Origin of the sequence: Pseudomonas vranovensis, assembly GCF_040438935.1 — a bacterium.
In the GTDB taxonomy this organism is placed as follows: domain Bacteria; phylum Pseudomonadota; class Gammaproteobacteria; order Pseudomonadales; family Pseudomonadaceae; genus Aquipseudomonas; species Aquipseudomonas vranovensis.
Genome location: NZ_CP159259.1, coordinates 136,160 through 149,247, shown reverse-complemented (window position 1 = coordinate 149,247; position 13,088 = coordinate 136,160). Strand labels below are relative to the sequence as shown.

At 63.8% G+C, this 13,088-nt stretch carries 11 protein-coding genes; 9 read left to right on the top strand and 2 right to left on the bottom strand.

What is annotated here, in order from left to right:
* The first annotated feature begins 11 nt into the window (after positions 1 to 11).
* The 9 genes from algG (at position 12) to ABVN19_RS00700 (ending at position 10,570) form a co-directional block, all read left to right on the top strand.
* Positions 12 to 1,577 carry a mannuronan 5-epimerase AlgG gene (gene algG, locus ABVN19_RS00740; protein WP_028943231.1) on the top strand — a complete coding sequence of 522 codons (1,566 nt, stop codon included), beginning with the start codon at positions 12 to 14 and terminating at the stop codon, positions 1,575 to 1,577.
* Positions 1,578 to 1,588: 11 nt separating this feature from the next.
* The gene (locus ABVN19_RS00735; RefSeq protein WP_353632781.1) at positions 1,589 to 3,022 is read left to right on the top strand and encodes an alginate O-acetyltransferase; all 1,434 of its coding nucleotides are present in this window, start codon (positions 1,589 to 1,591) and stop codon (positions 3,020 to 3,022) included.
* 7 nt (positions 3,023 to 3,029) lie between these two features.
* On the top strand, positions 3,030 to 4,217 hold the full coding sequence (locus ABVN19_RS00730) for a mannuronate-specific alginate lyase (RefSeq protein WP_256585837.1): 1,188 nt from the start codon (positions 3,030 to 3,032) through the stop codon (positions 4,215 to 4,217).
* Positions 4,218 to 4,350: 133 nt separating this feature from the next.
* A complete protein-coding gene (locus ABVN19_RS00725) occupies positions 4,351 to 5,808 on the top strand; it encodes an MBOAT family protein (RefSeq protein ID WP_028943228.1) in 1,458 nt (485 codons plus the stop codon).
* An 11-nt stretch (positions 5,809 to 5,819) separates the two neighbouring features.
* Positions 5,820 to 6,977 (top strand): alginate O-acetyltransferase, encoded by a 1,158-nt coding sequence (locus tag ABVN19_RS00720; RefSeq protein WP_028943227.1) that lies wholly within the window; start codon positions 5,820 to 5,822, stop codon positions 6,975 to 6,977.
* A gap of 13 nt (positions 6,978 to 6,990) precedes the next feature.
* Entirely contained in the window at positions 6,991 to 7,647 is a 657-nt protein-coding gene (locus ABVN19_RS00715) for an alginate O-acetyltransferase AlgF (protein ID WP_105641904.1), read from the top strand.
* A gap of 33 nt (positions 7,648 to 7,680) precedes the next feature.
* A complete protein-coding gene (locus ABVN19_RS00710) occupies positions 7,681 to 9,132 on the top strand; it encodes a mannose-1-phosphate guanylyltransferase/mannose-6-phosphate isomerase (RefSeq protein ID WP_028943225.1) in 1,452 nt (483 codons plus the stop codon).
* A gap of 87 nt (positions 9,133 to 9,219) precedes the next feature.
* Positions 9,220 to 9,684 carry a hypothetical protein gene (locus ABVN19_RS00705; protein WP_028943224.1) on the top strand — a complete coding sequence of 155 codons (465 nt, stop codon included), beginning with the start codon at positions 9,220 to 9,222 and terminating at the stop codon, positions 9,682 to 9,684.
* Positions 9,685 to 9,745: 61 nt separating this feature from the next.
* A complete protein-coding gene (locus tag ABVN19_RS00700; protein WP_028943223.1) occupies positions 9,746 to 10,570 on the top strand; it encodes an SDR family oxidoreductase in 825 nt (274 codons plus the stop codon).
* Here ABVN19_RS00700 and ABVN19_RS00695 read toward each other — a convergent pair.
* Together ABVN19_RS00695 and ABVN19_RS00690 are read right to left on the bottom strand one after the other, a co-directional pair.
* Positions 10,554 to 12,014 (bottom strand): efflux transporter outer membrane subunit, encoded by a 1,461-nt coding sequence (locus ABVN19_RS00695; RefSeq protein ID WP_105641903.1) that lies wholly within the window; start codon positions 12,012 to 12,014, stop codon positions 10,554 to 10,556. The genes ABVN19_RS00700 and ABVN19_RS00695 overlap by 17 nt on opposite strands.
* Positions 12,011 to 13,066 (bottom strand): HlyD family secretion protein, encoded by a 1,056-nt coding sequence (locus ABVN19_RS00690; RefSeq protein ID WP_028943221.1) that lies wholly within the window; start codon positions 13,064 to 13,066, stop codon positions 12,011 to 12,013. The genes ABVN19_RS00695 and ABVN19_RS00690 overlap by 4 nt, the downstream gene beginning before the upstream one ends.
* Positions 13,067 to 13,088 lie beyond the last annotated feature (22 nt).

The following is a 13,088-nucleotide window of genomic DNA, read 5'->3' as shown; positions in this document are numbered from 1 at the left end:
AGTGCACTGATATGAGTCTTCAATCCAACACCCTGCACCGCTTGCTGGCCAGCTCCCTGTTGCTGGCCAGCAGCATCGCCCTGGCCAACAGCCAGGCGCCGGTGCCGGTGGCCAAGGAACTGCAGCAGGCCAAGACCTACACCGTCAGCAGCGCACCGATCGAGCCGCTGCAGATTCCGGCGCCGACCCTGCCGGACCTGACCGGTTACACCGCCGAGGCCGTGCAGAAAAAGATCCAGCGTGCGCACAAGGGCAAGGTTTCAGTGCGGCGCATGCTGCAGGAAACCGCGCTCAAGGAATTCATCGGCGGCGACAACAAGATGGCCGAGTGGGTGGCCCGCCAGCGCGGTATACCCCAGGCGATCTTCATCGATGACGGCCATGTGAACTTCACCGAGCTCGCCAAGCGTGTGCCCAAGCAGTACCTGAGTGAAACATCGCCCGGTGTCTACCTGGCACGCCTGCCGATCGTGGTCGGCGAAAAAGGTGTGCTGGAGATCGACGGCAAGGTCAAGGAACTGCGCCTGTCCCAGGAGGGCGGCTCGTTCATCGTCAACGATGGCAAGCTGTTCGTTACCGACACCCAGGTCACCGGCTGGCGCGAGAAGGACAACGGCCCGGCCACCTTCCGCTCGCCCAAGGAGTTCCGCCCGTTCCTGTTGTCGTGGGGCGGCACCGAGACCTATATCGTCAATACCAAGATGGCCAGCTTCGGCTACGCCAAGAGTAAGTCGTATGGCGTGAGTATTTCCCAGTACACGCCGAACATGGCCAAGCAGATGAACCGCCCCGAACCCACCGGCTGGATCATCGGCTCCGAGTTCAGCGACATGTGGTACGGCTTCTACTGCTACGAGACCAGCGACTTCGTGGTCAAGGACAGTACCTACCGCGACAACATCGTCTACGGCATCGACCCTCACGACCGTTCGCACCGGCTGATCATCGCCGGCAACACCGTCTACGGGACCAAGAAAAAGCACGGGATCATCGTCTCCCGTGAGGTCAACGACAGCTGGATCATCAATAACAAGAGCTACGACAACAAGCTCTCGGGCGTGGTAATCGACCGTAACAGCGTCAACAACCTGATTGCCTACAACGAGATCTACCGCAACCACACCGACGGCATCACCTTGTACGAGAGCGGCGACAACCTGATCTGGGGCAACAAGCTGATCAGCAACCGCCGCCACGGCATCCGTGTGCGCAACAGCGTGAACATCCGCCTGTACGAAAACGTCGCCATGGCCAACGGCCTGGTGGGTGTGTACGGGCACATCAAGGACCTCTCCGACACCGACCGCGACATCGCCCTCGACCCGTTCGACACCAAGGTCTCGCTGATCGTGGTCGGCGGCGAGCTGGCGGCCAACGGCAGCGGCCCGCTGTCGATCGACTCGCCGCTGAGCGTGGAGCTGTACCGGGTGTCGATGCTGGCCCCGAGCAAGGCCAGCGGCATCAGTTTTTCCGGTGTGCTGGGTGAGCGTCAGGACGAGATTCTCGACCTGATGGTGCGCCAGCAGAAAGCCGTATTGATCGACCCGGTCGAACGCCAGACCGAAATGGCCGAATGAGGATGCCCGACATGACCCCACACCTGATCAAACTCCTGGGCGTAAGCGCCGCCCTGCTGGCCATCAGCAACGGTGCCAATGCCGATACCGTGCAAGCCCCGAGCTTCACCGCCGAGCCGTGCTGCCAGTTGTGCCCCGAAGCCCACGACGCCAGCCGCTACACCACTCGCTACCAGCAGAACTTCACCACCCTCGTACAGGCCCAGGGCGACTGGCTGTTCCGCACCCGCGAAGACCTGCGCACCGAATTCAACACCACCCCGGCTGGCTACAAGCGTTTGCAACAGCTGCACGATGCCTTCAAGGCGCGCGGCGTCGAACTGGTGGTGGTCTACCAGCCGACCCGTGGCCTGGTGAACCGCAACATGTTGAAGCCGGCCGAAAAAGCCGCGTTCAACTACGAGAAGGCCCTGGGCAACTACCAGGCCATGCTCGCCCGCTTCAGCAAGATGGGCTACAACGTGCCCGACCTGTCGCCACTGACCAACGAGCAACTGGCGGCCGCCGACCAGGGCAAGGATTTCTACTTCCGTGGCGACCAGCACTGGACGCCATACGGTGCCGAGCGCGCGGCGAAGATCGTCGCCGACACCGTGCACAAAATGCCGGCTTTCGAGGGCATTCCCCGGCGCGAATTCGAAAGCCACAAGTCCGGCCGCATGGGCAAGACCGGCACTCTGCACAACGTCGCCGGGCAGCTGTGCGGCACCAGCTATGCGGTGCAGTACATGGATCAGTTCAGCACCGAGCCAAAAGGCGAAAGCGGCAGCGACGACCTGTTCGGCGACAGCGGCAACCCGCAGATCACCCTGGTGGGTACCAGCCACAGCGGCAAGAACTACAACTTCTCGGGCTTCCTTGAGCAGTACATCGGTGCCGACGTGCTCAACGTCGCCTTCCCTGGCGGTGGCCTGGAGGGCTCGATGATCCAGTACCTGGGCAGCGACGACTTCAAGAACAACCCGCCCAAGATCCTCATCTGGGAATTCTCCCCGCTCTACCGCCTGGACCAGGAAACCATCTGGCGGCAGATGCTCGCCCTGCTCGACAACGGCTGCGAGGGCCAGGCCCAGATGCACGCCAGCGCCACGCTCAAGCCGGGCAAGAACGAACTGATGGTCAACGGCAAGGGTGGCGTGATCAAGGACCTGGTCAATGGCCGCCACCAGCTGGACATCAAGTTCGAGGACACCTCGGTCAAGGTCTTGCAGGCCACCCTCTGGTACCTCAACGGCCGTCATGAGGACGTGAAGATCGAAAAGCCCGAGACCTCCGACACCGACGGCCGCTTCGCCTTCCAGCTGCGCGAGGACGAAGACTGGGCTAGCCAGACCCTGCTCGCCGTGGAAGTCCAGGGCCCGGAAAGCGGCACCCAGAAGGTCGAGGCCACGCTCTGCAAACGCAACAACTTCGCCACTGGTGCCCAGCGCACCGCCGGCATGTGAGGTGCTTATGAACAACTCCTTCCCTGTAGGTGCGGCGGTGCGACGTCTCGACGTGCCCCGCGATGACTCTACCGGCCTTATCGCGGGGCACGCCCGCTCCCACAGTAAGGTCAAGGTGCTCGCCCTGGCCCTGGCCCTGTTCGGCCCGGCCGTGCAGGCCGCTGGCCTGGTCCCGCCTCAGGGTTACTACGCCGGGATCGAGAAACTCAAGACCGGCCCCAGCGACTACACGTGCGAAGCCGTGCCCAAGCCCTACACCGACAAGCTGCAATTTCGCAGCAAGTACGAAGGCTCGGACAAAGCCCGCGCCACCCTGAACAAGGCCTCGGAAAAAGCCTTCCGCGACTCCACTGCAAGCATCACCACCCTGGAGCGCGGCGTCAGCAAGCAAGTGATGCAGTACATGCGCGACGGCCGCCCGCGGCAGCTCGATTGCACCCTGGAGTGGCTCGGCACCTGGGCTCGCGCCGATGCGCTGATGTCCACCGACTACAACCACACCGGCAAGTCCATGCGCAAATGGGCACTGGGCAGTCTGAGTTCATCCTGGCTGCACCTGAAGTTCTCCAACTCCAAGCCCCTGGCCGCACACCAGCAAGAAGCCGAACTGATCGAGAAATGGTTCGCGCGCCTGGCCGACCAGGTGGTCAAGGACTGGAGCGACCTGCCGCTGGAGAAGATCAACAACCACTCCTACTGGGCCGCCTGGTCGGTCATGGCCTCCGCCGTGGCCACCGACCGCCGTGACCTGTTCGACTGGTCGATCAAGGAGTACCGCGTGGCGGCCAACCAGGTCGATGCCCAGGGTTTCCTGCCCAACGAGCTCAAGCGCAAGCAGCGCGCCCTGGCCTACCACAACTACGCCCTGCCGCCGCTGGCGATGATCGCCAGCTTTGCCCAGGCCAACGGCGTGGATGTACGCCCGGAAAACAACGGCGCACTCAAGCGCCTGGGTGACCGGGTGCTGTCCGGGGTCGAGGACCCGAGCCCGTTCAAGAACAAGAACGGCGAGAAGCAGGACATGCACGACCTGAAGATCGACAGCAAATACGCCTGGCTCGAACCCTGGTGCAGCCTTTATCGCTGCAGCGCCGATGCGCTGGAAAAAAAGCACGACATGCAACCGTTCAAGAGCTTCCGCCTGGGCGGCGACCTGACTCGGGTCTACGACCCGCAGGCCGAGCAGAAAAAGTAGGCCTGTAGGAGCGGCGGTGCGATGTCGCACCGCCGCTCCCACAGGGTTGGTCAGTTTGGTTCTCCGGCGATTTTTCGCGGGGGGTTTGGGGGGCTGCTGCCCCGATTGTGGATAACGACAAGGAGAGATCGGGATGGTGTTTTCGTCCAATGTGTTCCTGTTCCTGTTCCTGCCGATCTTTCTCGGCTTGTACTACCTGAGCGGGCAACGCTACCGCAACGCGCTGTTGCTGCTGGCCAGCTACATCTTCTATGCCTGGTGGCGGGTGGATTTTCTCGCCCTGTTCGCCGCGGTCACCCTGTGGAACTACTGGATCGGCCTGAAAGTCGGTGCCGCCGGTGTGCGCACCAAGCCGGCCCAGCGCTGGCTGCTGCTCGGGGTCGTCGTCGACCTGTGCATCCTGGGCTACTTCAAGTACGCCAACTTCGGGGTCGACAGCATCAACGCGATCATGACCAGCTACGGGCTCGAGCCGTTCATCCTCACCCACGTGCTGCTGCCGATCGGTATCTCGTTCTACATCTTCGAGTCCATCAGCTACATCATCGACGTGTACCGCGGCGACACCCCGGCCACCCGTAACCTGATCGACTTTGCCGCGTTCGTGGCGATCTTCCCGCACCTGATCGCCGGCCCGGTGCTGCGCTTTCGCGACCTGGCCGACCAGTTCAACCACCGCACCCACACCCTCGACAAGTTCTCCGAGGGCTGCACGCGGTTCATGCAAGGCTTCATCAAGAAGGTGTTCATCGCCGACACCCTGGCGGTGGTCGCCGACCACTGCTTCGCCCTGCAGAACCCGACCACGGGCGACGCCTGGCTCGGCGCCCTGGCCTACACCGCGCAGTTGTACTTCGACTTCTCCGGCTACAGCGACATGGCCATCGGCCTGGGCCTGATGATGGGTTTCCGCTTCATGGAGAACTTCAAGCAACCCTACATCAGCCAGTCGATCACCGAGTTCTGGCGGCGCTGGCACATCAGCCTGTCGACCTGGCTGCGCGACTACCTGTACATCACCCTGGGCGGCAACCGCGGCGGCACCTTCGCCACCTACCGCAACCTGTTCCTGACCATGCTGCTGGGTGGCCTGTGGCATGGCGCCAACTTCACCTACATCATCTGGGGTGCCTGGCACGGCATGTGGCTGGCCATCGAGCGGGCCCTGGGCCTGGACACCAATCCGCAGCGCTTCAACCCGGTCAAGTGGGCTTTCACCTTCCTGCTGGTGGTGATCGGCTGGGTGATCTTCCGCGCCGAGAACCTGCACGTGGCCGCTCGCATGTACGGTGCCATGTTCAGCTTCGGTGACTGGCAACTTTCGGAACTCAACCGCGCCAACCTCACCAGCCTGCAAGTGGCAACCCTGGTTGTGGCCTACGCCACCCTGGCCTTCTTCGGCCTGCGCGACTTCTACCGCAACGCCAAGCCCTCGGCCAAGGCTCACCCGGTGGCCGTGCATGCCGACGGCAGCATCAGCCTGGACTGGGGCTTGTACCTGACCCGTGCCCTGGTGTTGCTGCTGTTCGTTGCCTCGATCCTCAAGCTCTCGGCGCAAAGCTACTCGCCGTTCCTCTACTTCCAGTTCTGAGGGAGCCGACCATGACTCGATCATTACGCAAACTCTATTCGCTGCTGTTCCTCGCCCTGCTGCTGGGCCTGGGCATCTGGTCGCTGGGCGGCCTGGGCAGCTTCCAGCGCACCGCGCACATGAGCGTGCTCGACGGCAAGCTGGCCAAGGCCGCCGAGACCCACTACGACGAGCAGTTCCCGCTCAAGCGCATTGGCACCAACCTCTGGGCGGCGCTGGACTTCAAGCTGTTCAACGAAGGCCGCCCCGGTGTAGTGCTGGGCCGCGAGCAATGGCTGTTCAGTGACGAAGAGTTCAAGCCGGTAGCCGGCAGCGACCAGTTCGAACAGGAGAACCTGGCGCTGATCCGTGGGGTGCGCGACACCCTGCACCAACGCGGCGTGCAACTGGTACTGGCGATCGTGCCGGCCAAGGCACGCCTGTACAGCGAATACCTGGGGGAACAGACCCCGGCCTCGCTGCACAACGACCTGTACAACGAGTTCCACGCCCAAGCCCGCCAGGCCGGCGTGTTCGCCCCCGACCTGCTGGCGCCGCTGCAAAGCGCCAAGGCCCGTGGCCAGGTGTTCCTGCGCACCGACACCCACTGGACGCCCATGGGCGCCGAAGTGGTGGCCCAGCACCTGGCCGAAGCGGTCAGCCGCCAGAGCCTGCTCAATGGCGAGCCGCAATTGTTCGTTACCGAGCAGCGCCCGGCCGAACAGTACAAGGGCGACCTGACCAACTTCCTGCCGCTGGACCCGCTGTTCAGCAACCTGCTGCCGGCCCCGGACACCCTGCAACAGCGCAGCACCCGCCCGGCCGACAACGCCGCCGACAGTGGCGACGCGCTGTTCGCCGACAGTGAAATCCCGGTAGCGCTGGTGGGCACCAGCTACAGCGCCAACCCTCACTGGAACTTCCTCGGGGCGCTGCAGCAGGCGCTGCGCAGCGACGTGGTCAATTACGCCGAAGACGGCCATGGCCCGTTGCTGCCGATGCTCAAGTACCTGCAAAGCGACGCCTTCAAGACCAGCGCCCCGCAAGTGCTGATCTGGGAGTTCCCGGAACGTTATCTGCCAATGAAAAGCGACCTGAGTGATTTCGACCCGCAGTGGATCGCCCAGCTGAAAACAACCCGAACTGCCAACCAAGACCTGGCTCTGTCGTCCACCCGGACGCAAAACTGAAGAGGAAACACCCATGACCTTGCACACTACCAAGCAACGCATCGCCAAAGCCTGCGCCCTGGCCGCAGGTCTGAGTCTGCTCTCCCTGCAGGCCTATGCCGGCGCCGACGCCGCCCTCTATGGCCCCAGCGCGCCGAAAGGCTCGACCTTCGTACGGATCTACAACGCCAGCAATCAGACCGTGGACGCCAGCGTTGGCAACACCCAGATCAACGCCGTGGCGGCCCAGGCCAGCAGCGACTTCAGCTTCATGCCCCAGGGCGACTACAGCGCCAAGGTCGGCAGCCAGAGCCTGCCGGTCAAACTTGCCTCCGACCACTACTACACCTTGGTCAACAACGCCTCGGGCAAGCCGCAACTGGTTGAAGAACCACCGTTCAAGAACAAGCAGAAATCCCTGGTGCGAGTCCAGAACCTCAGCGACCAAGCCCTGACCCTGAAAACCGCCGACGGCAAGACCGAAGTGGTCAAGCCGGTGGCCGCCAAGGCCCGTGGCGAGCGCGAGATCAACCCGGTCAAGGTCAGCCTGGCCCTGTATGAAGGCGACAAAAAAGTCAGCGATCTGAAGCCTGTGGCTCTGGAGCGCGGCGAAGCAGCGGTGCTCTACGTCACCGGAACCGGCAGCAGCCTGTCGCCGGTCTGGGTCAAGCGCCCGGTATCGACCCGTTAATCAACTGCCCCTTTCATACTTCGGAGAACACCCATGATTCCAGTCATCCTGTCCGGCGGTAGCGGTTCGCGTCTGTGGCCCCTGTCGCGCAAGCAATTCCCTAAACAGTTCCTGGCCCTGACCGGCGAACACACCCTGTTCCAACAGACCCTCTCGCGCCTGGTGTTCGAGGGCATGGACACCCCGATCGTGGTCTGCAACAAGGACCACAAATTCATCGTCAACGAGCAACTGGACAGCCTGAAACTCGAAACCCAGGCGATCCTGCTCGAACCCTTCGGCCGCAACACAGCCCCGGCCGTGGCCCTGGCGGCGATGAAGCTGATCAACGAAGGCCGTGACGAGTTGATGCTGGTACTGCCCGCCGACCACGTGATCGACGACCAGAAAGCCCTGCAGCGTGCCCTGGCCCTGGCCACCGTAGCGGCCGAGCGTGGCGAGATGGTGTTGTTCGGTGTCCCGGCGACCAAGCCCGAGACCGGCTACGGCTACATCAAGTCGAGCCAGGACGCGCTGCTGCCCGAAGGCGTCAGCCGGGTGGCGCAGTTCGTCGAGAAGCCGGATGAAAAACGTGCCAACGAGTTCGTCCAGGCCGGTGGCTACTTCTGGAACAGCGGCATGTTCCTGTTCCGCGCCAGCCGCTTCCTCGAAGAGCTGAAAAAGCACGACCCGGACATCTACGACACCTGCCTGCTGACCCTGGAGCGCAGCCAGGAAGACGGCGACAACCTGAGCATCGACGACGCCACGTTCGCCTGCTGCCCGGACAACTCCATCGACTACGCAGTGATGGAAAAGACCCAGCGCGCTTGCGTGGTGCCGCTGAGCGCCGGCTGGAGCGACGTGGGTTGCTGGTCGTCACTGTGGGAAGTTCACGAGAAAGACACCAACGGCAACGTCACCAAGGGCGATGTGGTGGTGCAAGACAGCCACAATTGCATGATCCACGGCAACGGCAAGCTGGTGTCGGTGATCGGCCTTGAGAACATCGTGGTGGTCGAGACCAAGGACGCGATGATGATTGCCCACAAAGACAAGGTCCAGGGCGTCAAGCAACTGGTCAACACCCTCAACGAACAGGGCCGCAGCGAAACCCAGAACCACTGCGAGGTTTACCGGCCGTGGGGGTCCTACGACTCGGTAGACATGGGCGGGCGCTTCCAGGTCAAGCACATCACCGTCAAGCCCGGTGCATGCCTGTCGCTGCAGATGCACCACCACCGCGCCGAACACTGGATCGTGGTGTCGGGCACCGCCGAAGTGACCTGCGACGAGAACGTGTTCCTGCTCACCGAGAACCAGTCCACCTACATCCCGATCGCCTCGGTACACCGCCTGCGCAACCCGGGCAAGATCCCGCTGGAGATCATCGAGGTGCAGTCGGGCAGCTACCTGGGTGAAGACGACATCGAGCGCTTCGAAGACATCTACGGCCGCTCGACGCCGCTGGAACGCGGGATCTCGATCAAGACCATCGCGCAGTAACCCAGGCCATCGCGGGGCAACGTCTCGACTTGCCCCGCGACCGTTTGCAGTTAGGATAGAGGTTCTTCCTGACCCAAGGCCTCGCCCATGATCATCGGCGCCCTGCTCGTTCTCACCTGGCTGGTACTGCTGTTGCGCTACCCGGCCAAAGCCCTGCCCATCTCGCTCTCGGCCGTTTTCGGCCTGGGTCTGGTTGCACTCTGGGTCATCTGGCAGGACAACCGCGAAGCCTACCAACTGGCACGCCTGGACCTGCGCGTGGCCTACGCCCCCGACAGCTGCCCCGCCGACCGCCCCTTGCGCGTGAGCATGAAAAACGGCAACGACGTGCCGATGCTGACCGTGCGCTGGCGCATCGCCGCCTACACCCCGGGCGACAGCGTCAACCTCAACGAGAACACCTACAGCACCCCCCGCTACCGGGGCCCGGGTGAACTGCAACCCGGCGCCGACTGGAGCGACTGTCTGCCGCTGCCGCCACTGCGCTCGGGCTACCGGCCGCAATCGCTGGAGTTTCGCGCCGAGCAACTGCAGGGCAGCTTCGCCAACTAGGATTTTTTTCCTCGGGTTACCGTATGATCGACGCACCTTCGCCGATCATCAGGTTCGCCTCATGCCCCTCGTCCTCATCACCGGTTGTTCCAGCGGCATCGGCCGCGCCCTGGCCGACAGCTTCAAGAGCGCCGGCCACCAGGTCTGGGCCACGGCCCGCAAAGCCGAAGACGTCGCACGGCTGGAAGCGGCCGGCTTCAAGGGGCGCCAACTGGACGTCAATGATCCCCAGGCCCTGCAACGCCTGAGCGAAGAAATCGAGGCCGAGCACCACGGGCTCGACATTCTGATCAACAATGCAGGCTATGGCGCCATGGGGCCGCTGCTCGATGGCGGCGTGGAGGCGATGCAGCGCCAGTTTGAAACCAACGTGTTCGCCCTGGTCGGCGTGACCCGCGCACTGTTCCCTGCGCTGCGCCGCAACAAGGGCCTGGTGGTGAACATCGGCAGTGTTTCAGGCGTGCTGGTCACCCCGTTCGCCGGTGCCTACTGCGCCTCGAAGGCGGCGGTGCATGCCTTGAGCGATGCCCTGCGCCTGGAGCTGGCGCCCTTCGGTATCCGGGTCATGGAAGTGCAACCGGGGGCCATTGCCACGCAGTTTGCCGACAACGCGCAAACCCAGGCCGAGCAAGTACTGGCCGCCGACTCGCCGTGGTGGCCGCTGCGCGAACAAATCCATGCCCGCGCCCGTGCCTCCCAGGACCACCCCACCCCAGCCACGGCATTCGCCCAGGACCTGCTGGCGGCTGTGAACAAACAACCCACGCCGCCCCTGGTGCGGCTGGGCAACGGCAGCCGTGCGCTGCCGCTGATGGCCCGCTGGCTGCCGCGCACTGTGCTGGACACGGTACTGAAAAAGCGCTTCGGCCTCAGCCGCCCGCTGTAACCGCCGCCACTGGCAGGTCGAACGCCTGCCAGCCACCGCCGAGGGATTTGTACAAGCCGACCAAGGCCTGGGACACCGCCGCCGAGCTCTCGACCCACTGCTCTTCACTGGCCAGCAATGCGCCCTGCACGCTGAGCACATTGAGAAAGTCCACCGCCCCTTCAACGTATTGGCGCTGCGCGGTCTCCAGGGCAATTCGGTTCTGGCGCACTGCCTCGGCGAGCAGGTCGCGTCGCAGCTGGCTGGCGTTGTACAAGCGCAACACATCGTCAACTTCATGCCAGGCACGCAACACCACTTGCTGGTAATGCACTGCCGCTTCCTGCTGCTGGGCCTCGCGCAATTTGAGCACCCCGGTCAATCGCCCTCCTTCGAAAATCGGCAGGCTCAACTGTGGGCCAATGGCAAAGCGGCGCGCATCCCAACTGCCAAAATCAGCCAGTTGCAGCGACTGCAAACCCACGTTGCCCGACAGACGAATGCTCGGGTAGAAGTCCGCCTTGGCCACGCCGATGCTGGCGGTGGCCGCGTGCAACTGTGCCTCGGCCTGGCGGATATCGGGACGGCGCTGGGCCAGCTCAGACGGCACGCCAATGGCGAAGCGCTGTTGCGGCGCGGGCATCGGCGCCGAGGGTAGCAAACGCGCCTGCAAACTGCGCGGCGGCTCGGCCAGCAACAAACTCAAGGCATTGATCAACTGGGCCTGGCGATCTTCGAGCAGTGGCAGGCGTGCTTCGATCGATGCCACCTGGGCCGAGGCCTGGGCCACATCCAGCGCCGTGGCCACACCATCGTTCAGGCGCATCTGCGAAAGTCGCAAGCTGTGCCGGGACACCTCAAGGTTGTCGCGGGTCACTGCCAGCGTGTGCTGCACCGCGCGCAACTGAATGTAATTGCCCGCGGTGTCGGCGAGCAGCGACAACAACACGCCGCGCCGATCATTTTCGGCTACCTGGACCACCGCATCGGCCGCCTCCACCTGGCGGCGCACCCGCCCCCACAGGTCCAGCTCCCAACTGGCAGTGAGATCGCCTTGCCAGAGGCTGAACGCCGACTTGCCACCCATGCCGGACGGATCGTTGAGCCCTTCGGCGCTGTTGCGCGCACGGCTGTAGCCGGCGCCCAGGTCCACCGCCGGGGTTTGCTCGGCAGCGATGCTCTGGCGCGCCGCACGGCTTTGCAGCAGGCGGGCACTGGCCATCTGCAGGTCGAGGTTGCGCTGGCTGGCTTGCTCGATCAGCTCGCTCAATACCGGGTCATCGAAACTTTCCCACCAGCGTTGCTGCATTGCCCCCTCTTCGGGCTGGCTTGGCGCCGCCGTCTGTTGCAATGGTGCCCAGGAGGCCGGAGCCTTGGTGTCAGGTACGCTGAAATCAGGCCCCAGGGTGCAGCCACCCAGAAGCATGCCGAGTAGCAACGGCAATAACGTGAAGGCCTGTTTCATCGGGCGCTGACCTCGTTGGCGGCGATCACCTTGGCTTCGGTGTCGATGGTCGCCACCACCGACATGCCTACCCGCAGGCGTGCAAGCAGCGGCTGGTTGGCATCGAAGACGATCTTCACCGGAATGCGCTGTACCACCTTGGTGAAGTTGCCGGTGGCGTTGTCCGGCTTGATGGCGGCAAAGGTCACCCCGGTGGCCGGTGCAAGGCTTTGAACGTGACCGTGCAGGCGCTCACCGGAGAAGGTATCGACGCTGATGTTCACCGGCTGGCCGGGTTGCACGTGGGTCAGTTGGGTTTCCTGGAAGTTGGCCACCACATAGGCCTGCGCCAGCGGTACCACCGACAGCAGCCGGGCCCCCGGTTTGACATAGGCACCGACGCGCAGCGCACGCTCGCCGACCATGCCGTCGATGGGCGCGACAATGCGTGTATACGACAGGTCCAGGCGCGCCCGGTCAAGGCTGGCCTGGGCTTGTTGGAGGCTGCCTTCGGCACCGTCGAGCTGAGCGTTGAGAATGTCGATCTGCTTGCGCGCCGCCGCCAGCGCGGCGCTTGAGTTGGCCAACCGGGCCCGGGCCTGGCCCACCCGGCTGCGGGCCTGCTGGGCATTCTGCACCGTACCTGCGCCCTGCTCGGCCAGACGGCTGTGGCGAGTCAGTTCATGGTTGGCGAAGGCCAGCTCCGCGGCATCGGCAGCCACCACCGCCTGGGCCTGGGCGATCAGCGAGGCCTGGCGCTCCAGCGTCGCCTTGGCGTTCTGCTTCTGCGCCCGCGACATCAACGCATTGGCCTCGGCAGCGGCCAATGCGGCCTGGAAGTCACGATCATCGATCAGCGCCAGCAACTGCCCGGCCTTGACCTGCTGGTTGTCCGCCACCAGCACCTCCTTGATAAACCCCGCGACCTTGGGCGCCACCACGGTGTAGTCGGCCGACACGTAGGCATCGTTGGTCGATTGCTCACGGGCATTTCCCGACAGCAGCAATACGCCTGCGCCCACAGCGACCACCAGCACGGCGGCGATCAGGGCGGTTTTTCGCGTGTTGTTCAACGTCATGTTGTTTTTCTCACTT